Raw genomic sequence first — 22,856 nt, forward strand, 5'->3', positions numbered from 1 at the left:
CGCCGATGATCAGAACACAACGGCTGGCGGCCGGGGTCTGCGCCCTGCTCGCCGCGCTCACGGCCGGGACAGCGTTCCCGGCCGGGGCGGTCGCCGACGAGACCACCGCCACCGCTCCGAAAGTCGATCTCGTGATCGACGTCAGCGGTTCGATGCGGGCGAAGGACATCGACGGCCAGTCGCGCATGGCCGCCGCCAAGCAGGCCTTCAACGAGGTGCTGGACGCGACGCCGGAGGAGGTCCGGCTCGGCATCCGCACCCTCGGCGCCAACTACCCGGGCGACGACCGCAAGACGGGCTGCAAGGACACCGCGCAGCTCTACCCGGTCGGCCCGCTGGACCGTACCGAGGCCAAGACGGCGGTGGCGACCCTCACGCCCACCGGCTGGACGCCGATCGGCCCCGCGCTGCTGAAGGCGGCCGACGACCTGGACGGCGGCGAGGGCTCCAAGCGCATCGTGCTGATCAGCGACGGCGAGGACACCTGCGCCCCGCTCGACCCGTGCGAGGTCGCCCGGGAGATCGCCGCCAAGGGCATCGGCCTGACCATCGACACACTCGGCCTGGTCCCGAACACCAAGATGCGGCAGCAGCTGAGCTGCATCGCCGAGGCCACGGGCGGCACCTTCACGTCGGTCGAGCACACCGACGAACTCGCCGACAAGGTCAACCAGTTGGTGGACCGGGCGGCCGATCCGGTGGTGACGCCGGTCGCGACGACGGGCGCGGACCAGTGCGCGAAGGCGCCGACGCTGCGGTCCGGCCTGTACACCGACCGCGAGGAGTTCGGACAGCAGCGCTGGTACCGCGTGCCCGTCCCGCACGGCTATGAACTGCGCGCCTCGGTGAGCGTCGCCGCCGACCGTGCGGTGAACCCGTCGTACGGGCTGCTGTTGCGCGCGACGACCGAGCGCGGCCGGGAGATCGTCCGCGGCGAGGCGGCGGGCAACGGCCGTACCGATGTGATCTCGACGGGCCTGCGCTACCCGAAGGCCGAGGACGAGGACGTGGAGGGCGAGGTCGCGCCCGAGACCGTGTGCCTCCAGGTCACCCACTCCTTCTCACCGGCCAGTGGCGTGCAGACCACCCCCGGTCTGCCGCTCGAAGTGACCATCGACGTCGTACACGGGCCGGACGCATCGAGCGACGTGGCCTCCTTCGGCCTCGGGCGCGGCTGGTGGCTGCTGGGCGCCCTGATCCTCACCGGCTTCCTCGCCGGTCTCGTCTGGGGCTGGCTGTCACGCTGGCGCGTCGCGGTCTGGAGGACCAACTGATGCGGATCACACGCGTGTTGAGCGCCGCCCTGCTGACGCTGGGGCTGGCGGCGGGTCCGGCGGTCGCCGACTCCTCGCCGTCGCCGAGCGCGTCGGAGGACGGCGGCGCGCCGACCGAGGCGGGCACCTCCTTCCGTACGGCGACCGAGTTCGAGCAGGGGCAGACGGCCACGGCGAGCGGCTCCGCGGGCGACTACCTGTACTGGTCGTTCCCCGCGGACGCCGGACAGCGCCCCACCGTCGAGGCCACGGTGAAGCTGCCGGACACGCACGCCGCCGAGACCTGGCAGATCGACGTGTACGACGGCCTGCGGCGCCGCCAGCCCTGCCAGTCCGGGGCACAGACGCGCACCGCCGCGGCGGGTGCCGCCTCGATCGAGCTGGCCTGCGTCCTGCGTACCGTCCGCGCCTGGTCCGAGCCCTGGGCCAACGACCCACTGCCGGGCACGTACTACATCCGGTTGACGGTCGTGGACGTCCCCACCTCCGACCTCGGACTGCCGGTCGACGCCGAGGTCCGGGTCGACTCCAAGGACATCGGCGGGGCGGCGGCGGTGGACGGGGCGCTGGCCCAGCCGCTGGTGCCGGGGGCCGGTGCCATCTCCGAGAGCGGCGAGGACGAGTACACCAAGAAGACACTGCTCGCGAGCCTCGAACCCAGCGGCGGCTGGGCGTCCGGCTGGTGGTCCGACCGGTGGGTGTGGACGGCGATCGGCGGTGCGCTGGCCGCGCTCGCGGGTATCGGCGGTTATGCGCTGACGCGCGGGTCGGGGCGTCCGTCGCGGGTGCCGCCGGGCGCCTGACGGGAAGCCGGAAGGGCCCGCTGTCCGTCCCGGACGGCGGGCCCTTTCGCCAAGGTCAGCCTTCCCGCAGGGCCTTGGCGAGGGTTCCTTCCCCGGTCACCTGGATACGGCCGGCCCGTACGGCGTCGGCCACCCTCAACTCCCCTCGCGCGACCGCCTCGCACGTCCCGGAGTCCAGTACCAGCCGCGCGTCGGGCTCCCCGGGAGCGGGCCCGTCGCCGTAGACCGGCCCGTTCTCGGCACCGACGTACAGGTGGAAGTCCCCTTCCTCCAGCCGGACTTCGACGAGCCCCTCCCCCTCCAGCGACCGGAGCAACGGCAGCGCGAACCAGTGTGCCCGCACCGCGTCGGTGGGCCGCCGCTCGCCGAGCTCGGTCTGTCCCCACTCCCCCAGCGCCTGCAGGACGGGCAGCAACTCCCGCCCCCGCGAGGTGAGTTCGTAGACGTACGCCGCGCCGGGCGGCGGCAGCCGGCGCCGGGTGCCGATCCCGTCCCGCTCCATGTCCTTCAGCCGTGAGGCGAGTACGTCCGTGCTGACGCCCGGCAGATCGGCGTGCAGGTCGGTGTAGCGCCGCGGGCCGGCCAGCAGCTCCCGGACGATCAGCAGGGTCCAGCGGTCGCCGACGAGGTCGAGCGCACGGGCGGCGGAACAGTACTGGTCGTAGCTTCGGCGAGGTGACATGCGACGCAGTCTAGACATGTTGTTGGACTTTCCAAGCTCGAACTTGGTAAAACCAAGCAACACACGAAACCGGAGGGGCGAGCGCGCATGGAGTTCCGGCAGTCGAGCAAGCTGAGCGAAGTCTGTTACGAGATCCGCGGCCCGGTGATCGAGCACGCGAACGCACTGGAGGAGGCCGGCCACAGCGTGCTGCGCCTCAACACCGGCAACCCCGCGCTCTTCGGCTTCGAGGCGCCTGAGGAGATCCTCCAGGACATGATCCGGATGCTCCCCCAGGCGCACGGCTACACCGACTCGCGCGGCATCCTCTCCGCCCGCCGGGCCGTGGCCCAGCGCTACCAGACACTCGGCCTGGAGGTGGGCGTCGACGACGTCTTCCTCGGCAACGGCGTGTCGGAGCTGGTCTCCATGGCCGTACAGGCGCTGGTCGAGGACGGCGACGAGATCCTCATCCCGGCCCCCGACTTTCCCCTCTGGACAGCCGTCACGACCCTCGCCGGCGGCAAGGCGGTCCACTACCTCTGCGACGAGCAGGCCGACTGGTACCCGGACCTGGACGACATGGCGTCGAAGATCACGGACCGCACGCGCGCCGTGGTCATCATCAACCCGAACAACCCCACCGGCGCGGTCTACCCCAAGGAGATCCTGGAGGGCATCCTCGACCTCGCCCGCCGCCACGGCCTGATGGTCTTCGCCGACGAGATCTACGACCAGATCCTCTACGACGACGCCGTGCACCACTCGGTCGCTACCCTCGCCCCCGACCTGGTGGTCCTCACCTTCTGCGGCCTGTCGAAGACGTACCGGGTGGCGGGCTTCCGCTCCGGCTGGCTCGTCGTCACCGGCCCGAAGCAGCACGCGAAGGACTATCTGGAGGGCCTGACCATGCTGGCCTCCATGCGCCTGTGCGCCAACGCGCCCGCGCAGTACGCCATCCAGGCCGCGCTCGGCGGCCGCCAGTCCATCCGCGAGCTGACCGTGCCGGGCGGGCGGCTGTACGAACAGCGCAACGTGGCCTGGGAGAAGCTCAACGAGATCCCGGGTGTGTCGTGTGTGAAGCCGAAAGGCTCGCTGTACGCGTTCCCTCGCCTCGACCCCAAGGTGTACCCGATCCACGACGACGAGAAGTTCGTCCTGGACCTGCTGCTGCGGGAGAAGATCCAGGTGGTGCAGGGGACGGGCTTCAACTGGCCGACCCCTGATCACTTCCGGATCCTGACCCTGCCGTACGCGGACGACCTGGAGGCGGCGATCGGGCGGATCGGGCGGTTCCTCAGCGGGTATCGGCAGAACTGAGCCGGTATCGGGAGACCTCAGCGGGTACCGGCAGATGTGACCGCGTCTCCGTGGGCAGGGGCCCCGCCGTGGGTAGAACCCGTGCATGAGCACCCGCCCCCTGCTGCTCCTCGACGTGGACTTTACCGACCGCGGGCAGTGCCGCCCGTGATGTCCGTCTGGGCCTGTGGCTTGGGCGTCATGGGCTCGTTTACCGACCGGGGCCGGGACGTCTGTCATGTTCCGGAGTCGGTACGGGGGACAAGTGGTACGGCACGTTGTGGTCGGGGACTTGAGGGTCCAGCGGATCGAGGGGAAGGACGGGCGGAGGACATGGACGATCGTCTGGCCCGAGGGCACGCTGCACACGGAGGCGGACCGGTTCCTGCGTGAGCACGAGGGCTCGGGCACGCAGAAGACTTACGCGTACTACCTGGTGGACCACCTGCGGTGGCTGGAGCGCGAATGCCTGGCCTTCGACACGGTCCAACTCCGCTATCTGGAACGCTACACGGGGATCGTCGGCGCCGAGGTCCGCATGCCGCTCGGGGAACCGTGGCGGGTCGGCAAGCGCCCCTACAGCCGTTCCGCGCTGTCGACCGCGGCGGCCTGCCTGAAAGGCTTCTACCTGCACCAAGCCTCCCTCGGCATCAACGGCGAGCTCGGCAGGAAGCTCGACAGGCCCCGGCTGCCGTCGCGGGTGGACCGTCGCCGCTCGTTCCTCGGTCACGCGAAGTCGCCACTGCCCACGAACCCCCTGGCACCGAAGGGGGCCGCACCGCCGGCACCCGAAGATGTTGCCGGACGGGGCGAGGGAGAAGCTGCTGGAGACGGTGAACGCCGCGCGGGACCGGCTGGTGGTCGACTGGCTCGCCGACGGGGGCCTGAGGATCGGCGAACTGTGCGGGTTGTACCTGGTCGACCTGCACCTGCGGGAGAACGCGGCCTGCGGTGAGTGCCGCACCCCGCACCTGCGCGTCTGCCACCGGCCCGGCAACCCGAACCAGGCCGAGGCCAAGACCAAGCACCCGTGGCAGGTCACGCGAGGAACGGTCACCGGCGGGCTGATCAAGCGAGTCAGCCCGGCGATGGTGCACTCCTACTTCGAGTACATGACGACCGAGTACCCGCGCGGCACTCGGCACGGCATGCTCATGGTCCAGCTGCACGGCGCCGATGTCGGCCAGCCGTGGGCCCCGGTCGGCGCCCGCCGGATGCTCGGCCGGGCAGGGAAACGCGCTCGTCTGGGGCTGGTGAAACCCCGTACCTTCCGGCACACCTTTACCTCGGCGGTTCTCGACGCCGCGGACCGCAACACCCTGATCGCCCGGGACGCGGGCGGCTGGGCCTCGGCCGCGATGGTCGACGAGGTCTACGGTCACGTCGACATCCACGATCCGGTCTTCGATGCCGCTCTGCGCACAGTCTGGGGTGGGAACCGATGAAGCGCCGGGACGCCTTCCTTGCCTCCGGCGCGAAAAGGCTCAGATCAGCGTCGCCGCCGTCGCCCGCCGCGCAGACGTCTCCCGCACCTTCCTCTATGACAACCCCGAGGCCAGGACCGCCACCGCCTCGGCCATGGTCGAGGCCGGCGAACGCCGGTCCCAGACGCTCGCTGAGCAGAATGACGAGCGCGAGGCGACCTGGCGCGAACGTGCACTTAACGCGGAGGACGCCCTCAAAACCGCTCACGCGGAAATCCTCACCCGGCGGACTCGCATCGGTGAACTCATCGGCGAGATCCGGGACTTGCAGACCGAATGGACCGAGGAGGCCATCCAGCGAATCACCACCGAGAACACCACCCTCAAGCAGCGAGTCCGCCAGCTCACTGCCGACAACCGCACCCTCGACGAGCGGCTCAAGGAGCGCCGCTCGGTCCGGTGACCACGGGACCCGTGGTCATCGGACCGAGTCGTATGCCAGGATCCGGCGCATGGAGCCCCACAATGAGCCGGCAGCAGGCGAGGTCCTGCGCCAACGCGGCTGGCGCAAGGCATTCACCGTCCAAGAGATGGTCGACAAGTGGGCCTGGCTCGTGGGCAAGGTCGAGGATGGTTACAGCGACCTGGTGGACGAATACACCAACGACCTCTACAGCCGGAACTGGCTGCACGAGGCGTGGCCGATCCTCACTGAGCGCGTGATCGTCCTATGGACCCCGCAGGTCAAAGCCCTCGACGACCGTTTCCGGGCCGCCACTGTCTTCGACGACGGCATCTCGTTGTCACAGTTCCACCGGATCAGCGGATTCGACCCCATCGACATGTGGTGGTGGCGGCGCCACCCTCGTCTACTCGTCGGCGATCTCGGCCGCTCGCTCCGCTCGGGGGGCGCTACCGACTGATCCTCTGCGACAGAGCCTGCTGCGAATCGCGGCTGGCGGCCGCGATCACCCGGTCTGCGGCTCGGCCAGGAGGACGACTCGATCGGCCTCGACATCGAAGCCGAGCACCGGATGGCCACGATCGCCCTCCGGGTCCATGAACACCGGCTTGCCCAAGTGTCGCCCGATATCCCGCAAGAAGCCGCAGAACACATCAAGTCGCCCCTGGCCCTGCATCTCCCGCAGGTCAACATCGAAGTCGATCTCATCGTCGTCATCGAAACGAAAGATCGCCAGAACATCGGCAGTCGGCCAGACCCGCAGCCATTCCACGGATAATGCCCCAATATCTGCGGTCGTTTGATTCGTCACCTGCGTTGACGTTCTCCGGCCGCTACGTGAAGCGGCCCTGTTATCTGCGGCAAGGGGGAAGTGATGCCCACCGTCGTACATCTGCCAACCGGCAATGCGCTCACCGTCCGGACGGCGGCCGACGTGTTCCTGGACTCGCTCGGCAACCCGAACAAGGTCCGGAACTACGGGATCGGGGTGGGCAAGACCGCCGAGCGACTCGGCGAAGGCCGGCCGCTGGCCTCGGTCTCGGACGACGAGATCGGCGAGGCCCTGGGACTACTGTGGGGCACCTCTGCGGTGAACACCTGGAACTCCCGCCGGGCGTCGGTGCAGTCCTGGCTCGGGTGGTGCCGTGAGCGCGGCTACGACGGCCCCACCGTCCCGGCCTGAGCGAAGCGGCTGACGGTGCCGGACTCCGAGACCCCGGCCCGCTCGAAGATGGCGATCGACCGGCTGATCGCGCGCCGCGAGGTGAACCTGCGGGAGAAGACCCTTTGGCGGATGCTCTACGAAACCGCCGGGCGGTCCGACGAGATCCTCGGCGTCAACATCGAGGACCTGGACTTCGCCGGGCGCCGCTGCCCGGTCAAAGCCAAGGGCGCCCGGACCAAGGCCCGCCGCCGAGGCCAGGCGCGTGAGGACTTCGTACTAGAAACGGTCTACTGGGACGCCGGCACCGCCCGGCTCCTGCCCCGCCCGCTCAAGGGCCGCACCAGCGGCCCGGTGTTCGTCACCCACCGCAAGCCCGGCCCCGGCAAGGTCGTCAACCCGCGTGACGTGTGCCCGGACACCGGCTTCGCCCGGCTGTCGTATGGGCAGGCCCGAGCTTTGCTGGACGAGCACACCGCCATGCGCGGGCCGGGGACCGGATGGGACCTGCACGAGAACCGCCACTCCTCCCTGACCCACCTCGGAGAGGCAGGGGCGAGCCTGTTGATGCTGATGGCGAAGTCACGGCATAAGTAGGTGTTTTTGATCCCTGGCCGTGAGGTGCGCACGGCTGGATGATCTGAGTGTGGGGGCTGGTGAGACGGCTCGGCGGTACTGCCGGGAGTGCGGTGATCCGCTGGCGCAGACGATGGCGGCGGAGGCGGTGTTCTGCTCGGGTCGGTGCAGGTCACGGCAGTGGCGGAGGCTTCAGCGGGCCCGGCAACGGGTGGCCGCGATACAGCGCGGGAAGCAAGTTGAGTGCCCGGTCTGCGGGCGGTCGTGGACGGTGGGAGTAGAGCGGTCGAGGGCGGCGGTGTACTGCTCGGATCGTTGCCGGGTGCGGGCCTGTCGTCAGCGGCGGGCGTCGCGGAACGGCGTTACGGAAACGCCGTAGCCGAACGGCTCGCGAGCATCTTGAACATGCCTTGTTTTGCAGGGAAGTTGGGAGCGTCTACTCGGTGCTTCGAGCGCCCCTGGTTCACGCTCTGCCTCGGTCTATCGCGTCCGCGTCACGGTGGATGGTGACCCGGGGCTGGCGCCCCTTTTGACCGGTCACGTCGTGGTGGCCGGGCCCGGGCGGGGGCGGTGGTCTTCATGACCGACGTGGCCGACCGGATCGGGAACGTCACCCGGCAGCGTTACGAACAGCTCGTCACCCAGGCGAAGGAACTGATCGCGCAGGTCGCGAGGGCGCAGTTCGCCCTGGGTGACATGGCGTTGGAGGTCGAGCCGATGAGGTTGGTGGACGGGTCGATGCCGAACGGCACGGATGACCTGTTCACGGTGACGGAGTCGTTGCAGATGTTCGCGGACGATATCGGCGTCGAGCGCCGGACGGTGGAGGACTGGCGTTACACCGCCAACCGGTGGCCGAAGGAGCGGCGCAAGGAGGGTGTGTCGTTCACGGTTCACCGCATCCTGGCGTCGGTCGTGGTCGATGACGAGCGGTGGGCGGCGATCGAGGACGCACCGTTCAACCCACACACGGGGGCGAGGCAGTGGACGCCGGACGGCGCGAAGCGGGTCGTCGGCCAGCGCGTCGACCGGCCGGTCACGGTGGATGAGAAGGTCCAGGCCGTGGCCGACCTGACCCGCGACGACGAGGTCGCCGCCCAGGTCGCCACCGACCTGCTGAAGCGGCCCGCAGTGACCGAGCACGTCACCCCAGCCGAGAAGGTGCGGGTCGTCACCGAGCTGGCCAGGGACGACACCGTCGCCCAGCAGATGACCACGGACCTGCTGCGCCGCCCGGCCGTCGCCCGGAAGACGATGCGGGACGACACCACCCGGATGCTCGTCAACCGCGCCCAGTTCGACAACTCCCACGAGACCCGTGACCGGATCCGGGAACGCACGCCGGCCGTCCGCGCGATCGAGCACACCATCGAGTACCTCGACCTGGTCGGCTCCTGCCACGGCTTCGTGGCCACGCTCGGCCGCCTGGTCCCACAGCTGCGCGGGCGGGAGTTCACGGAGGACGAGCGCGAGACCGTGAGGCGGCAGATCGGGCGGGTCCTCGCCGCGGCGGACTGGCTCGAAGGAGCCCTCGACAACGGCGAGTTCACCCTGGACGAGCAGCTGGTCCAGCTGCTCAAGCGCGAGTAGGCCATGCCGCGACACCGGGAGGCTCGGCCGCTGGCCAGGCACTACGGCGACCTCGTCCGCGTCGCCCTGATGGAAGCACGCCCCGCCGGCCTGCACCACCTACCAGCTCATGGCTGCCACCCGCCTGACCCGCTCGCAGATCGGCCGCGGCATCCGGCACGTCCGCGACGTCGTCGCCGCGGAGAACCTGACGCCGATCACCTGGACCCGCCGCGACGGGTTCGTCTTCCGACGGCCACGCCTCCACTGTCGGCAGGAACAGCCGCGGCTACGACCCGCCTGTCACCAGCAGCACCACGCTGGTGATCACCGGAGAGAGCAGTGTCAGCCCTCGCGGCCTGCTTGAGCCGTGTGCGTCGAGAGACGCACGCACGGTTCTGAGGGGGCGGGGACGCAGCAATGCGTCCCCGCTACCCGACACGTCTGCCCCAGCACTCCGAAGCACACCTGAACTCGGCACTCATCACCACGATGACCCGACGCCTCACCCGCAAGAGCCCCCGCACCGACAACTGGACCAAGAAGCGCGGCTCCACCTCGTGAACCGACCGTCTCTACGTCGGCATCACTCCGAGTCTTCAGCACGCCATTCCTCTTCGAGAATGCTGAACGTCAGGGAGTCCCGCCAGCCGTCCCGTATCCATGCCGTGTGTCGAAGGCGCCCCTCGTACGTCATACCGAGCTTGGCCAGCACTCGGGCGGAGCCGAGATTCCGCGGGTCACAGGTGGCGAAGATTCGATGAAGCCCCAACTGAACGAAGCCGCGTGAGAGAAGCTGGCGCCCGATTCCTGTGCCAATGCCCTGCCCCCATACCCGAGGATGCACAATGTAGGAGATCTCGCCCTGGCGCTGCGTGTGACTGCGGACATGCAGCTCGCCCACACCGACAACGTCGTCCCCGAAGCGCGCTACATGGGCGAACCGCTGCTGGGGTGTGCTCGACCAAGCCTCGACTGCGGCCTTCACGAAATCACGTGTCTGGTCCTCAGTGTTTGGTCCCCAAGGCTGGAAACGACAAGCCTCTGGGAGACAGGCCCACGAGTGAATCGCCTGCCAGTCATCAAACGCGATCTTGTCCAAGGACACCGAGTGCTGACTCATGGGTTGATCTTGTCAACTGGAGTCAGACAGGGCTCCGGGTTCAAGAACACCCACTCACTGATCACCTGGGCCGCCATCACCATCATGACCAGGCGCATCACCCGCCGGGCCTCCCGCCGGAGCGGCCAGCCCGACTCCCGAGAAGCCGCACGGGACTGATCGTCCTCAAGGACAGCGTCATCTCCTCGGCCAGCACCGGCGCAAACCGCAATGTCTGGACCGATCCTCCCATTGAAGAACCAGCTGAGACTACGAGGCTGTCTCACGTGGCAGGTTTCGCGAGCTTCTTGTAGCAGGTCAGGGCGGCGGCCAGGCCGAGGAAGGCGAGGAAGTGCGAGCCCTTTCGTTCGTATCGGACGGTGGCGGCGGTAGCCGAAGAGCCAGGCGATCGACCGTTCGATCTTCCAGCGGTGCCGACCGAGGCGTTCGGCGGACTCGATGCCGGGCCGCGCGATGCGCGCGACGAGCCCGCGCTCGCGCAGCCAGGCCAGGCGTTCGGCGGAGAAGTAGCCTTGTCCGCGCGGAGTTTGACGGGTCGGCGCCGCCGTGGCCCCCGGCGGGACCGGACGGCGGGTATGCCGCGGATGAGCGGCCTTGAGGGCGAGGCTGTCGCGCATGTTCGCGCCGGACACGGCGACGGCGAGCGGGATGCCCTGGGGATCGGACAGCACGTGCAGCTTGCTGCCCTTCTTGCCGCGATCGACCGGGTTCGGCCCGGTCAGCGATCCCCCCTTTTGGCGCGAACGGAGGCCGCGTCGACGATCGCCGAGGTCCAGTCCACCTCGCCCCGGGCCCCGAGTTCGTCCAGCACCGCCCGGTGCAGCCGACGCCACAGGCCGGCCTCGGTCCATACCGTGAAGCGGCGATGCGCGGTGGCGGGCGACGTGCCGAACGTCGGCGGCAGATGCCGCCAGGCACAGCCGCTGGTCAGCGCGTACACCACTGCCGTGAACACGGCCCGCTCGTCACACGGGGCGGTCCCACCACCTTGCGGACGAGCAGCGAACGACGGCAGCAACGGGGCGGCCCGCTCCCAGAGTTCATCAGGAACCAGACGCTTCGATAGACCAGCACCCACGACCGGCATCATGCCGCACGAACATCAAGTCACGTGAGACAACCTCTAAGCCTTGATTGGTGCGGCCGACCTGGCGGCCTGCTCGATCTTCGCGCAGTAGGCTGCACGGGCTTCCTCGTCGATCTGCTTCTCGTTTTCGGCGCGCACCCCGGTCCGGCCGTCGAGGCCCTCGCGCAGGATATCGGCGTGCCCGGCATGCCGGATGGACTCGCCGAGGACATGGACCATGATGGCGAACAGGTTCGTGTTGGGATAAGGCTCCGGCCACCACGGCACGTGGCCGGGGGCGTCGAGGGGAAGCTCGTTGATCGTCGCGTCCGAGTGTTCCCACGTGCGCCGGTAGAACCCGATGATCTGATCGCGGGTCTCGTCCTCGGTCGCCCACAGATCGCTGCCGTTGGAGTCCTGCCACCGGGGCAGCGGTTCCGGGAAAGGGCGGTCGAAGACCTCGCCGAAGTACCTGGCCTCGACGGTGGCCACGTGTTTGACCAGACCGAGGAGGTTGGTCCCGGTCGCTGTCAAAGGCCGGCGGGCGTCGTATTCGGACAAGCCGTCGAGTTTCCAGAGCAGCGCCTTGCGGTCCCGCCGCAGTCTCCCGTGCAGGTTTCCTTTCGCGAATTCATCGATCATGCAGCATGAGCCTGTCATGGGCTGCTCGCGGTCTCAAGATCCCGTACGTGGTCCGCAACGACTGGCAGAGCCGAGGCCTGGCCATGGCCGCCGCCCTGACCTGCTACAAGAAGCTCGCGCAACTTGCCACGTGAGACAACCTCTACGTCCTGGCAATCTCTTGCCGGAGCTGATGGGTGAAGCGGCCTGATTCGCCTGCCGCTTCTTCGGCTCACTTGGTCCGGTCTTCATGGAAGCGAGGAGGCCGGACCGGGTTGCTCCCAGAGGCTGGTCAGGTGTGCGTGGAGGACGTCGTGTGCCTCGTGCGGGGTGAGGTGGCCGATGAGGACGTGCGTGGTGAGGCCGTCCGCAAGGGCGAGGAGGGTGCGGGCCTCGCGTTGTGGATCGAGGGGCACGACGTCGGCTTCCGAGATGAGGCGGGTGAACGCCTCCTGCAGGGCTGCGTAGTTCGCCTTCAGCGTCCTGGCGAGCGCCTCGCTGACAGCCGCCTGCGCGACGAAAGCGAGCCAGACCCTGGCCTCGGCGCGGTGCTCTTCCCGGAGCAGTGAGATCTCGGTGGCCGCGTGGCCCAGGGCGGTGCCGGCCGACTGGGCTGGGCTCCTGAGGAGGCGGGCCTGTACGCGCTCGCTGATCCGCTCGCTGATGTGCCCGAGAGCGAACACGAGCATCTCTTCCTTGGTGCGGAAGCACCGCTGAACGGCGCCCAGCGACACCTGCGCGCGGGCGGCGACGTCGCGAATGGTCACGCCCTCCAGTCCGTGTTCCTCGGCGAGGTGGCAGACGGCCTCGGCGATGAGGCGGCGTCGGCTCCCGTGATCCACCTGCCTGGGCATGGCCCGGTCGCCTCCCTGTTTCACAGCGCTCCGCTTCGCAGCGCACTTTATGCGATGCGCTCGTATCGGTTCCAGGCTACAGTTCCGATACAAGCGTATTGCTACGTGGATGAGGAAGGAAAGGCCATGCAGGACGCCCTGTGGAAGATGCCGGCCGCGGCGCAGGCGGAGGCTGTGCGCAGCGCAGAAGTCTCAGCTGTCGAACTCGTCGACAGTCACCTGGATCGCATCGCCGAGGTCAACCCACAGGTGAACGCGGTCACGCAGCTCCTGGCGGAGCGCGCACGCGAGGCCGCGACACAAACAGACCGTCGGCGGGCCGCCGGTGAAGCGCTGGGGCCCCTCGCGGGGGTGCCCTTCACGGTGAAGGAGAGCACCGCCGTCGAAGGCGTGCCGACTACGTTCGGCACGGAGCGCTTCCGCGATCTGGTGGCGTCGGCCGACGCACTCCCGGTGGCACGGCTGCGCGCAGCCGGAGCCATCCCCATCGGGCACAGCAACATTCCCACCCTGATCCTGGCGGGGATGCACACGCGCAGCGAACTGTTCGGCGACACGATCAATCCGTGGGACAGCAGCCGGACCCCGGGCGGCTCCAGCGGGGGTGACGCGGTGGCCGTGGCCACGGGCATGGCGGCGCTCGGGCTCGGCAACGACTCCGGGGGATCGGTGCGCATCCCGGCCCAGTTCTGCGGCGTGGCCGGGCTGAAGCCGTCCACGGGCCGGTTTCCAGCGGACCACCGCGTTCTCGGCCCGGACGACCCGGGCCCGGCCTCCCAGATACTGGTCACCGACGGCCCGCTGGCCCGGAGCGTGGGCGATTTACGGCTGGCTTACGAGGTGCTGGCCGGGACCGATCCGCGAGACCCACGGGCCGTACCGGTGCCCGCGTACGGCGAAGCGCTCCCCGGGCCGGTGAAGGTCGCGGTCGTGGCGGACCCCGGCGGGCACGGTGTCCACCCCGCGGTGCGCGGAGCCATCGAGACCGCGGCCGACGCACTCCGCGACGCCGGATACGACGTGCGCGAGGTACGGGACGTACCGCGGATGGACGAGGCTCTCGAGGCGTACGGCCGGATCACCGTGACCGAGTTCGCCCCGACCTGGCCGGTGGTGCGCGAACTGCTCGGCAATGGCGGGGACCGCTATATCGCGATGGCGATGGAACAGACCCCGCCCGCAAGCGCGGACGAGTTCATGAAGCTGATGGGCACCTGGATGACCATTCGCCGCTCGTGGGCCGAATTCCTTGACGCATACCCGCTGTTGCTCGGCCCGTCGTTCACCGAGCCACCGGTCGAGCCGGGGCTGGAGTCGCGGGACAGGGCAGGCCGGGACCGGGTCGGGTCGGGGATGCGCCTGTGCAGCGTGACCAGCTTCGTGGGTGTGCCCGGTGTGGCTGTACCGACCGGCGTGGTCGACGGGCTCCCCTTGGGAGTGCAGATCGTCGGGCGCGCGTTCCGGGAGGACCTGTGCCTGGACGCGGCCCAGGCGATCGAGGACCGGCTCGGAGTTCTCACACCGGTCGACCCGCGCGTGGGAGGCCGGGCTGATTGAGCCCTTGTGCCAGGGAGGGCGCCCTCGGCGGCCCCCGCATCCCTCCGTATCCCCTCACCCACAGCATGCCGGCCCCGTGCCAACGGCCTGGCTGAAAAGGAACCCGTTCGCCATAAACCGCTTTCAGCGGCAGCCCGAGATCGCGGTACGTGTAGAGACGCCCGAGGCTCCAACGACGATCGGAGCCCGGAACGACAACCGGAATGGACACCATGAACACGGCCCCCACCGAGGACCATTCGCCCTCCTGCCGCGACCTGGTCGGTCTCCTCGCCCAGACCGACCGGCGCGCCGCCTACGCGGCCCTCGCCCTCGGCGCGACCTCCGTGGCGGAGGTCGCCGAACTGGCCAGGCTCCGCCCACCGGCCGCTGCCGCGGCGCTGCAGAAGCTGACGGACGGCCGGATCGCCGCCTTCGACAGCGAAAAGCGCACGTACACGCTGCTCGACGACACGTTCCGGCACGCAGTCCAGGCCGAGGTCAGCGTCTCCGGTCGGGGGCAGCGGAGACGGGGCGGGCTCCTACTTCCGCCGTGGCCGGCTCACGTCCATTCCGGGCAAGGCGGAGGTACGCAGCCGCGTTCTGGCCGTTGTGAAGGACTCGTTCGAGCCCGGCGTGACTTACTCCGAGTCCAAGGTCAACGCGATCTGCGGGGAATGGTTCGACGACTGGGTGAGCCTGCGCCGTGCCCTCGTGGACGAGGGTCTGTTGCGCAGAAACGAGTCCGGCACCACCTACGAGCGCGTCTGACGGGTGGTGCGCGTACTGGCCGGCGATGCCCGCACACCCGCGGATCACCGCGCGGGCCTGGCACACAGGCACGCCCGCCAGCGTGTTCTGCCGTCGCCGTGGTTTCGTGGCTCGGCCCGGACGAAGTACTTCGGGTTCGGCCTGGCGTACACCGACGGCACGGCACGACGAACCGCATGCCGTCCACCGAGGCGACCAGGCCGCCGCCCCATGCCTGCGCGAGCGGGATGGAAGCCTGGTAGTCGATCAGCGTGGCGTTCGCAGCCCGGTATGTCGCCAGCCGCGGATAGGTCTGATCGACGTGGGACAGGCGCCCGTATTTCAGCGCCTCCGTGGCCCCGAGGACCGGGGTGTAGCCGACGTTGCAGCTGTGTGCGACCAGGAGCGCGGTGATCGTCACGTGCAGGTCTTTGAGCCGGGCCTCGCCGCCGGTGATGGAGGTGAACGCCTGGTCGGCGCCGGCCCACGAGAACACTTCCAGCAGGGCCTCCGGCAGGTCGACGCGGGGCAGCATCGCCTCCACCGCCTCCCTCAGCTGGCGCAGGGAAGCGGGCTCGGGCTCCGGTTCCAGGGCGGCGAGTGCAGCCGTCCGTCGTCGTCGAACACGATCTGGGAGTTCGCCGGCACCCGGGCGGCGACCTCTCGGTAGGTGCCGTCCAGCAGCGCGGCCCGCGCCGCCAGGTGCTCACCTGCCTCGGCGGGCAGGTTGAGCGAGGCGAGCACGGTCGGCTTGGTCTGCTCCCACGCCTCCCCAGGACGGCGCCCCGTCGTACGCCGCGTACTTCGCGGCTTGCTCATCCGTCAGAAACTCGACCGGCACCCCGGACCTCCGGACAGTCAGTGATCAACACGACTGCCGAAGGCTCTGCCGCAGCCGAACCCCAGGTCAAAGCGCTGTCGGCGCTCCAGGGGCTTAGCGCCGGTTTTCGTTCCGATGTTCCAAGCGCCGCCAATTGCATCTGATGCGAACTCGCGACGGTATGCGCATCGTCGCCGTCCAAGGCATCAATCACCCGGCCTGACCAGGGAATTGGGCTACTGCGCTGGTGCTCACGATAGCGGCTGGCAACGCGTGGACAGCACCGGTCCAGGGGGCTGGCCTGCGCCCCTTCCGGCGACTCGCATAGGATGCGGTTTTCTCGCATCTGATGCGAGTGGCGGAGGGTGGCAAGATCAGTGGGGTTCAACGGGTCGATACCGGGGGCGGCGAGGCTGCTTCTGGTCGACGGGGTCGCGCTGCTGCGGCCGGAGGAACAGGTCTTCACGGCAATGCTGACGGGGTTCGCGAACCAGCAGCTGGCACGGAACCTGGCCCGGACGACGGTGGAGGGCAGGGAGAACACGGTCAAGGCGTTCGCCGCCTACGTGAACACCTACCCCTGGCACTGGACGCCGGCGATGGTCGACGAATGGCTCGGTGACCTGCGCTCACTGCGTGACCTGAAGCGCTCCACCATCCGCTCGTACTCCGAGGCCGTACGGGCGTTCTGCCACTTCGTCACCGATCCGCTCTACGAGTGGACCGCGACCTGCGAGGAGCGGTTCGGAACCCACCCGGTCCAGGTGGTGCACGAGTGGAACACCGCGGTGCACGTCCAGGACAACGAGTCGGACCCGAAGAAGCGCGCGTTCACCAAGGCCGAACTGCACGCGTTCTTCGCGCACTGCGACGACGAGGTCGCCCGGATCCGGGCCTTCGGCCGCAAGGGCTGGCTGCCCGCGTTCCGCGACGCCACCTTGTTCAAGACCGCGTACGCCTACGGGCTGCGGCGCAACGAGACGCGGATGCTGGACGCCGCCGACTTCGGCCGCAACCCGCACGGCGCCGAGCACGGCGAGTACGGCCGCTTGCTGGTCCGTTTCGGAAAGGCCAAGAAGGGCTCGCCGCCCAAGCGCCGCAGCGTGCTGACCGTGTTCGGCTGGAGCGCGGACGTCCTGGACGAGTGGTCCACCGAGGTCCGTCCCCTGTTCGGCACCGACAACAACCCGGCGCTCTGGCCCTCCGAACGCGGTGCCCGGATCGGCTGCCAGCGGCTGAACTCCCGTTTCATCGCCTACCGCAAGGCCCTGGACCTGGACGACGGCCTGGACTTCCACTCGCTGCGAAGGTCATACGTCACCCATCTGATCGAGGACGGCTGGGACCCGCGCTTCGTCCAGGAACAGGTCGGCCACGAGCACGCCAGCACCACCTCGATCTACACCTGCGTGTCCTCGGACTTCCGCACCCGCACCCTGCGCCGGCACCTCGACGCCACGATCGCCGCCGCTCTTGAGACCCAGACCGGGAGGCAGGCATGAAACGCAAGGTCGGCTACACATGGCGGCTGCGTGAGCTGATGGCCCAGCACCAGGTCTTCACGGCCACCGAACTGGTACCGCTGCTGCGCGAGCGCGGCATCGACCTGTCCGCCTCCCAGATCCACCGCCTGGTCTCCGGCACGCCGGAACGGCTGTCGTTGCAGGTCATGGCCGCGCTCTGCGACATCCTGGCCTGCACTCCGGCCGACCTGGTGGCCACCACCGCCGAGAACGCCGGCGTCCGCAAGACCGCCACCGGCGACCTGCCCGCGCCGCCCGCTGACAACGTCGCGAAGCTGCGTCCCCGCCCGGCCCGCATCCTGCCCGACGCATGAGCCCCGCCTACACCACCGCCGAGCAATACGAGCGCTGGCACAAAAAGACATGCTCCCGCTGCACACGCCACGGCTGCTTTGCCGCACGGTGGCCGGACGGATACGTCTGCCGCACCTGTCACGACAAGGCCCTACGGGTTCGTGGACACTGCCCCGGCTGCGGCGCCGACCGCGCACTCCCCGGCCTGCGGGCCGACGACGACGCGTCCATATGCCCGGACTGCGCGGGCTTCACCGTCTCCTACCAGTGCGTCCGCTGCGGACACGAGGGCAAACTCCACGCCCGGCACCTGTGCACTCGCTGCACCTTCGCCGACCGCCTCACCGAGCTCCTGGACGACGGCACCGGCCGGATCCGCCCCGAACTCGTCCCGCTCGCCGACTCCCTGCTCGCCATGGACAACCCGCTGTCCGGTCTGACCTGGCTCTACACCCGCAAGGGACGGACCGACTCGCCCGAACACCTGATGCGGCGCCTCGGCCTCGGGGAGATCGAGCTGACCCACGAGGCATTCCACCCTCTCCAGCCCTGGCGGGCAGCCTCCCACCTGCGGGAACTCCTGATGGCCTGCGGCGTGCTCCCCGCCGTCGACAAGCAGATCTGCTCCTTCGAGCGGTGGCTCGTCGGCCATCTCGCCGACATCACCGACCCGGACCACGCCCAACTCGTCCGCCGATTCGCCACCTGGGAAATCCTGCCGAAGCTCCGCACCCGGGCGGAGAAGAAGCCGCTCACCCCGGCAAGCCGCCGCTATGCCGGCGACCAGGTCAAGCACGCCACAGCGTTCCTTGGATGGCTCGCCGAGCACGGTCTCACCCTGCCCACCTGCCGTCAGACCGACATCGATGCCTGGCACGTCGAGCACACCGAGCACGGCCGCAACACCATTCGGCCCTTCCTGCTGTGGTGCATGGCCAGCAAGCTCACCAGGCGCTTCCGTCTTCCCGCCGCAGTGATCCGCCAAGCGACACCGCTCCCGCAACACGAACGCATTGACCTGCTCGGACGCCTCCTGACCGATCACGACCTGCCGCTCCGGCCCCGGGTCGCGGCCGCCATCGTCCTGCTCTACGCACAACCGCTCAGCCGCGTCGTCCGCCTCACCGTCGACGACGTGGTCCACGACGGCGACCAAGTCCTCCTACGGCTCGGCGAACCACCTTCCCCGGTCCCCGGGCCGGTCGCCGATCTCCTGCTCAGCTGGATCCCCAACCGGGACAACATGAACACTGCGACAAACCGCGACTCGCGCTGGCTGTTCCCCGGGCGCCGGGCCGGACAGCCGATGCACCCCGACGCTCTCTCGGCTCTGGTCAACGACCTCGGCATCCCCACCATCGCCAGCCGGGTCTCCGCGATCCGCCAGCACGTCCTGGAGATGCCTGCACCCGTCGTCGCCGACGCCCTCGGCTACCACCAGGTCACCACCGCCAAGCTGGCCGCCCAAGCCGGAGGCACCTGGAGCCGATACGCCTCGGGAGATCACACAAGGTCACCAGTGGGCTGGGTTCCTCAGGGAACCGGCAACAGTTGAATACGAGAGCCCATCAGTACCGAAGGCCATGCTCTAGCGGAGGCGGGCCAGCAAGTGGGCGTCGAGGATGCCCCGCTCAGAGGCCGGGTCGTGGAGCAGCCGGGCGAACGTGACGAGCCCGGCCCGATCCAGCAGCTCGGCGAACTGGTCCGCAGGCCAGCTATAGGCGGGCGTCACCTTGTGGTCGAAGCGGACCGGCTCGGCCCCGTCGGTCGCGAAGAACGAGGCCAAGAGCAGGCCCCCTGGTGCCAGGACACGCGCCTGCTCGGCGAGCAGCGCGGGCAGTTCCCCAGGAGGGGTGTGGATCATCGAGTAGTGGGCCAGCACGCCGCCGAGCGCGCCGTCCTCGACTGGCAGGGCCTCCATCCGCGCCTCGTCGAACTGCAGCGCCGGATGGGCCCGCCGGGCGTGGTCGACCATGGCTGGGGAGAGGTCGAGCCCGAAGGCGTCCAGCCCCAGGTCATGCAGCATCGCCGTCAGATGTCCGGGCCCGCAGCCGACATCGGCTGCCCGCAGGTTCCCCGTCCCACGCACCAGCTCGGCAAAGATGCCGATCATGTTCCGCGAGAACGGCTGCGTCTCCAGCCGATCAGCGAACAACGACGCGTACAGCTCGACGACCCCGTCGTAGGCCGCCCTGGTCTCGTCCTGGTGCTCCACCACGGGAAGGAAGTTAACACCCCGCCGTTCGCAGCTGTTCTCCCGCCCCGTCCCGCATCCCGCGCCCTCGCCGCGGACGCTCTCGGCTATCACGACAAGACCACCACCCGGCTCCGCAACGAGGCCGGTGGGACCTGGAGCGATACGCCACTGGCGGCCACAGTCGGTCACCAGATGGCTGGGTTCCTCGGAGAACCGGCGACAGTTGAATAGGAGAGCCCACCAGTATCAACCCCCGGTCTGCGCCCGAGGGACCGGCGGCACCGTCTCACCTTCGGAGTACTGGCACCGCCAACCCCTCGCCTCGACAAGATCGAGGAGCGCCTGCCAGTCCTCCACCGAGGCATGGGGGACACGCACATCCGGCAGCGACCCCATCATGTCCGGGTTGAATAGGCAGCTCCATCATCGACCCCAACTCGGCGTCACGGACATGTAGTCCATGAATCGTCGCAGTCCAGAGCCGGTATCCGAGCTCCTGCGGTCGGTAAAGTGGACGGCCCCCTCAACCCCTTCCGCGCCCCGTTCCTGCGTCATCGCGGCTACGTGACCCGGCGACTGCATCCGGCCAACTGGTCGGCCCGGCAGCAGCCGGGGTCCCGGCGGCTGCGCCGCGGGCTGCGGGTGCGGTTGCATCCGGGGCACGGGGCGCGGTTGCCGGCGCTGCCGTACGAGTTGGCGTGGGCCACGACGTGGCAGCACCAGGCCAACGAGATGATCGCGCCGGTGGTCGGGCTGCCCGGTGATCTGCCCGTCATCGAGTGGCCCGAGCTCTTCGCGCGGGATCCCGAGGGGCTGTACGGGAAGACGCGGCACGTGCTGGCGTGGGCGGCGGGGCGGCCCTTCGTCTGGGTCGACGACATGGTCACCGATCTCGACGTACGGCATGTCGCGGCCCATCACGACGCGGCCGCGCTGCTGCTGCCGGTCGACGCGCGCAAGGGGCTGCGGGAGGATGACTTCGCGGAGTTGGAGCGCTGGGCTCTTGGCCTGTGACGCATGGGTGATCTCCTTCTCGTCCGGCACGGCGAGAGCGACTGGTCGCGATCCGGGCGGCACACCGGATGGACAGAGGTGCCGCTCACCGAGCACGGATGGGAAGAGGCGCGGCGGCCGGTGCCGTGGGTGCGGTCGCATCGGATCGGGGCGCGTTCGTCAGCCCGTCGCAGCGGGCGTGGGAGACGGCGGAGCTGGGGGGTTGGGGTGCCCGCGTCGACGTCGATCCGCGGGTGGGTGCCCCTTCTGGGGGAGGGACTGCGGCGGGTACGAGGTGTGACCACCGTGGAGATCCAGCGGGAGCGGCCCGGGTGGTTTCTGTTCACGGACGGGGTCGCGCCCGGGCCGCCGGCCCACCCCGGGGAGAGCCCGGAACAGGTCGGGGAGCGTGCGGACCGGGTGCTCGCCAGGTGGAATGTCAGACCCCCGGCGTAGCCTGCGAAGCGGGTGAGTCCCCGCGCAGGAAGGAACACGCCGTGACCCGACCGCCGACCGCCGCGCAGCGGCGTGTCATCGACGCCGCCGATCCCGTGACCGGGCGACTGAGGGGTACGGAGGCGCAGCTCGCCGCGCTGGTGAAGCGAGGGCTCGCCTTCCGGCACCCGCGGCCGCCGCACGATCACTTTCTGACGCCGGCGGGGCATCGCATACGGCAGGTGGAGGCGGCAGCGCCCGAGGAACCGGAGGAGGCTCCTGCGGCCGGCGGTGTCTTCGCCGCGCGCATCGGCGGTGAGCAGGACGCGCCGAAGGCGGGCCCCGCCCGGCTGCGGGAGGTGCACAGCGCCTGGCAGGGGCTGCTGGAGCTGCGCCGGATGACCAACCGGGACGGGGCCGTTGACCGGCCGTGCGACTGGGAGCGCACGCATCTGGTGCGAGCCGCCGCGCTCGCCCTGGAGGCGGGCGGGCATCGTCCGGCCGGGCTGGAGCCGGACGCCTCGGGATACCGGGTGCGGGCGACGCCGCAGCCGGAGGCGGTCGCCGTGCACGAGCCGGACCTCGACGCGCTGCACGCCTGCGGGGCGACCTTGGAGAAGGCCGGCTGGCAGGTCGGCGAGCACACCGAGCCTCGTACAAGAGCGCGCTATCTGCTGGCTTCCCCGCGACGGATGTAGGAGGCACGTGTCAGGATCGGATGTCCAGGCAGCGTGGCACGCGAAAGGGAAGTCGTGACCGAGCCGTTTTCCGTTCCGGTGACCGTCCGTGGGTACGAGACGGATGTACAGGGACACCTCAACCAGGCCGTGTACCTCAACTACGCGGAACACGCCCGCTGGTCCCTGCTGCAGGCCGCCGGGATCAGCCAGGCCGGCCTGCTCGGCAGGGGCGTCGGCCCGGTGGCCCTGGAGACGACCATCCGCTACCTGCGGGAACTGCTCGCGGGCGACGAGGTCGAGGTGACGTGTTCCTTCGACTGGGGCGATGGCAAGACGTTCCGCATCGAGCAGACGATCCGCAAGGCGGACGGCACGGTGGCAGCGGAGGTCACGGCGGTCGGCGGGCTGCTGGACCTCAAGGAGCGCAGACTGGTCGCCCATCCGCAGGAGCACTTCAAGGAACTGGCCTCGGACCCCGCGATGTTCGGCCTGTAGCTCACACCGACTCCGGTGCGTGCTCCTCGCCGTAGGCCGCTCGCGACTCGGCGATGCAGACCCTGTTCCGCTCGGCCCAGTCGGTCAGGCGTTGCAGGGTTCTCGTGCAACTCCCGTGCCACCAGGGTCGGTTCGTACTCCACCTTCGGCGGCATCGTCGGATGGACGGTGCGGGTGACGAGGCCGTCGCGCTTCAGGTTGCGCAGGGTGAGGGTCAGCGTCCGGCGGTTCGTGGCGC

The 22,856-nt window shown here is 69.4% G+C and carries 22 protein-coding genes and 6 pseudogenes; 19 read left to right on the forward strand and 9 right to left on the reverse strand.

The genetic code is table 11. The features are described from left to right. Positions 1-5: 5 nt before the first annotated feature. Positions 6-1,274, forward strand: coding sequence for a VWA domain-containing protein (locus tag QQM39_RS06655; RefSeq protein WP_301995693.1), 1,269 nt, complete (start codon positions 6-8; stop codon positions 1,272-1,274). Next, on the forward strand, positions 1,274-2,077 hold the full coding sequence (locus QQM39_RS06660; protein WP_301995694.1) for a hypothetical protein: 804 nt from the start codon (positions 1,274-1,276) through the stop codon (positions 2,075-2,077). The genes QQM39_RS06655 and QQM39_RS06660 overlap by 1 nt, the downstream gene beginning before the upstream one ends. A 55-nt stretch (positions 2,078-2,132) precedes the next feature. On the opposite strand, the gene QQM39_RS06665 is transcribed toward QQM39_RS06660, so the two are convergent. Beyond that, positions 2,133-2,759 carry a winged helix-turn-helix transcriptional regulator gene (locus QQM39_RS06665; RefSeq protein WP_301995695.1) on the reverse strand — a complete coding sequence of 209 codons (627 nt, stop codon included), beginning with the start codon at positions 2,757-2,759 and terminating at the stop codon, positions 2,133-2,135. Positions 2,760-2,846: 87 nt separating this feature from the next. Here QQM39_RS06665 and QQM39_RS06670 point away from each other — a divergent pair, with 87 nt between their 5' ends. The 4 genes from QQM39_RS06670 (at position 2,847) to QQM39_RS06685 (ending at position 6,384) form a co-directional block, all read left to right on the forward strand. Then, positions 2,847-4,058, forward strand: a complete 1,212-nt coding sequence (locus QQM39_RS06670) for a pyridoxal phosphate-dependent aminotransferase (RefSeq protein WP_301995696.1) — start codon at positions 2,847-2,849, stop codon at positions 4,056-4,058. Between the two features lie 773 nt (positions 4,059-4,831). Further along, positions 4,832-5,482 carry a tyrosine-type recombinase/integrase gene (locus QQM39_RS06675; RefSeq protein ID WP_301995697.1) on the forward strand — a complete coding sequence of 217 codons (651 nt, stop codon included), beginning with the start codon at positions 4,832-4,834 and terminating at the stop codon, positions 5,480-5,482. After that, entirely contained in the window at positions 5,469-5,924 is a 456-nt protein-coding gene (locus tag QQM39_RS06680; protein ID WP_301995698.1) for a hypothetical protein, read from the forward strand. Before QQM39_RS06675 ends, QQM39_RS06680 begins: the two co-directional genes overlap by 14 nt. Before the next feature lie 49 nt (positions 5,925-5,973). Then, on the forward strand, positions 5,974-6,384 hold the full coding sequence (locus tag QQM39_RS06685) for a hypothetical protein (protein WP_301995699.1): 411 nt from the start codon (positions 5,974-5,976) through the stop codon (positions 6,382-6,384). Between the two features lie 45 nt (positions 6,385-6,429). Here QQM39_RS06685 and QQM39_RS06690 read toward each other — a convergent pair. Beyond that, positions 6,430-6,687 (reverse strand): annotated as a pseudogene (locus tag QQM39_RS06690) (hypothetical protein); the annotation flags it as partial. A gap of 111 nt (positions 6,688-6,798) precedes the next feature. Between QQM39_RS06690 and QQM39_RS06695 the strand changes: the two are divergent. The 3 genes and pseudogenes from QQM39_RS06695 to QQM39_RS06705 all read left to right on the forward strand — a co-directional run. Further along, positions 6,799-7,680: pseudogene (locus tag QQM39_RS06695) on the forward strand (site-specific integrase); the annotation flags it as partial. Between the two features lie 561 nt (positions 7,681-8,241). Next, complete coding sequence (locus tag QQM39_RS06700) at positions 8,242-9,252, forward strand: DUF6192 family protein (RefSeq protein ID WP_301995700.1); 1,011 nt, start codon at positions 8,242-8,244, stop codon at positions 9,250-9,252. Positions 9,253-9,651: 399 nt separating this feature from the next. Continuing rightward, positions 9,652-9,795: a hypothetical protein gene (locus QQM39_RS06705; RefSeq protein WP_301995701.1), complete on the forward strand. Its 144-nt coding sequence runs from the start codon at positions 9,652-9,654 to the stop codon at positions 9,793-9,795. Positions 9,796-9,817: 22 nt separating this feature from the next. Here the strand turns inward: QQM39_RS06705 and QQM39_RS06710 are convergent, their stop codons facing one another. The 3 genes and pseudogenes from QQM39_RS06710 to QQM39_RS06720 form a co-directional block, all read right to left on the reverse strand. Further along, on the reverse strand, positions 9,818-10,354 hold the full coding sequence (locus QQM39_RS06710; protein ID WP_301995702.1) for a GNAT family N-acetyltransferase: 537 nt from the start codon (positions 10,352-10,354) through the stop codon (positions 9,818-9,820). 262 nt (positions 10,355-10,616) lie between these two features. Further along, positions 10,617-11,432 (reverse strand): annotated as a pseudogene (locus tag QQM39_RS06715) (IS5 family transposase). 45 nt (positions 11,433-11,477) lie between these two features. Beyond that, positions 11,478-12,062 carry a DinB family protein gene (locus QQM39_RS06720; RefSeq protein WP_301995703.1) on the reverse strand — a complete coding sequence of 195 codons (585 nt, stop codon included), beginning with the start codon at positions 12,060-12,062 and terminating at the stop codon, positions 11,478-11,480. 5 nt (positions 12,063-12,067) lie between these two features. On the opposite strand from QQM39_RS06720, the gene QQM39_RS06725 reads away from it, so the two are divergent. Next, positions 12,068-12,196 (forward strand): hypothetical protein, encoded by a 129-nt coding sequence (locus QQM39_RS06725; protein WP_301995704.1) that lies wholly within the window; start codon positions 12,068-12,070, stop codon positions 12,194-12,196. 93 nt (positions 12,197-12,289) lie between these two features. On the opposite strand, the gene QQM39_RS06730 is transcribed toward QQM39_RS06725, so the two are convergent. Next, positions 12,290-12,895, reverse strand: a complete 606-nt coding sequence (locus tag QQM39_RS06730; protein ID WP_301995705.1) for a TetR/AcrR family transcriptional regulator — start codon at positions 12,893-12,895, stop codon at positions 12,290-12,292. A 126-nt stretch (positions 12,896-13,021) separates the two neighbouring features. Between QQM39_RS06730 and QQM39_RS06735 the strand changes: the two genes are divergently transcribed. Together QQM39_RS06735 and QQM39_RS46090 are read left to right on the forward strand one after the other, a co-directional pair. Beyond that, entirely contained in the window at positions 13,022-14,452 is a 1,431-nt protein-coding gene (locus QQM39_RS06735; protein WP_301995706.1) for an amidase, read from the forward strand. Positions 14,453-14,664: 212 nt separating this feature from the next. Continuing rightward, positions 14,665-15,202, forward strand: a pseudogene (locus QQM39_RS46090) (DUF2087 domain-containing protein). Positions 15,203-15,324: 122 nt separating this feature from the next. Here QQM39_RS46090 and QQM39_RS46095 read toward each other — a convergent pair. After that, positions 15,325-15,955 (reverse strand): annotated as a pseudogene (locus QQM39_RS46095) (Tn3 family transposase); the annotation flags it as partial. A gap of 423 nt (positions 15,956-16,378) precedes the next feature. Here QQM39_RS46095 and QQM39_RS06755 point away from each other — a divergent pair. The 3 genes from QQM39_RS06755 to QQM39_RS06765 are packed head-to-tail and all read left to right on the forward strand — an operon-like array spanning position 16,379 to position 19,373. Further along, positions 16,379-17,503: a site-specific integrase gene (locus QQM39_RS06755; RefSeq protein ID WP_301995709.1), complete on the forward strand. Its 1,125-nt coding sequence runs from the start codon at positions 16,379-16,381 to the stop codon at positions 17,501-17,503. Continuing rightward, complete coding sequence (locus QQM39_RS06760; protein ID WP_301995710.1) at positions 17,500-17,838, forward strand: helix-turn-helix transcriptional regulator; 339 nt, start codon at positions 17,500-17,502, stop codon at positions 17,836-17,838. Before QQM39_RS06755 ends, QQM39_RS06760 begins: the two co-directional genes overlap by 4 nt. Further along, positions 17,835-19,373 carry a hypothetical protein gene (locus tag QQM39_RS06765; protein ID WP_301995711.1) on the forward strand — a complete coding sequence of 513 codons (1,539 nt, stop codon included), beginning with the start codon at positions 17,835-17,837 and terminating at the stop codon, positions 19,371-19,373. The genes QQM39_RS06760 and QQM39_RS06765 overlap by 4 nt, the downstream gene beginning before the upstream one ends. A 33-nt stretch (positions 19,374-19,406) precedes the next feature. On the opposite strand, the gene QQM39_RS06770 is transcribed toward QQM39_RS06765, so the two are convergent. Continuing rightward, the gene (locus tag QQM39_RS06770; RefSeq protein WP_301995712.1) at positions 19,407-20,036 is read right to left on the reverse strand and encodes a class I SAM-dependent methyltransferase; all 630 of its coding nucleotides are present in this window, start codon (positions 20,034-20,036) and stop codon (positions 19,407-19,409) included. 489 nt (positions 20,037-20,525) lie between these two features. Between QQM39_RS06770 and QQM39_RS06775 the strand changes: the two genes are divergently transcribed. The 4 genes from QQM39_RS06775 to QQM39_RS06790 are packed head-to-tail and all read left to right on the forward strand — an operon-like array spanning position 20,526 to position 22,618. Beyond that, positions 20,526-21,029, forward strand: coding sequence for a hypothetical protein (locus QQM39_RS06775; RefSeq protein ID WP_301995713.1), 504 nt, complete (start codon positions 20,526-20,528; stop codon positions 21,027-21,029). A 3-nt stretch (positions 21,030-21,032) separates the two neighbouring features. Further along, the gene (locus tag QQM39_RS06780) at positions 21,033-21,464 is read left to right on the forward strand and encodes a histidine phosphatase family protein (protein ID WP_367668910.1); all 432 of its coding nucleotides are present in this window, start codon (positions 21,033-21,035) and stop codon (positions 21,462-21,464) included. A 41-nt stretch (positions 21,465-21,505) separates the two neighbouring features. Next, the gene (locus tag QQM39_RS06785; protein ID WP_301995714.1) at positions 21,506-22,141 is read left to right on the forward strand and encodes a hypothetical protein; all 636 of its coding nucleotides are present in this window, start codon (positions 21,506-21,508) and stop codon (positions 22,139-22,141) included. A 54-nt stretch (positions 22,142-22,195) separates the two neighbouring features. Next, positions 22,196-22,618, forward strand: a complete 423-nt coding sequence (locus tag QQM39_RS06790; RefSeq protein WP_301995715.1) for a thioesterase family protein — start codon at positions 22,196-22,198, stop codon at positions 22,616-22,618. A 1-nt stretch (position 22,619) separates the two neighbouring features. Here the strand turns inward: QQM39_RS06790 and QQM39_RS06795 are convergent. Next, positions 22,620-22,848, reverse strand: a pseudogene (locus QQM39_RS06795) (winged helix-turn-helix transcriptional regulator); the annotation flags it as partial. Positions 22,849-22,856 lie beyond the last annotated feature (8 nt).

Source organism: Streptomyces sp. DT2A-34, assembly GCF_030499515.1.
Classification (GTDB): Bacteria; Actinomycetota; Actinomycetes; order Streptomycetales; family Streptomycetaceae; genus Streptomyces.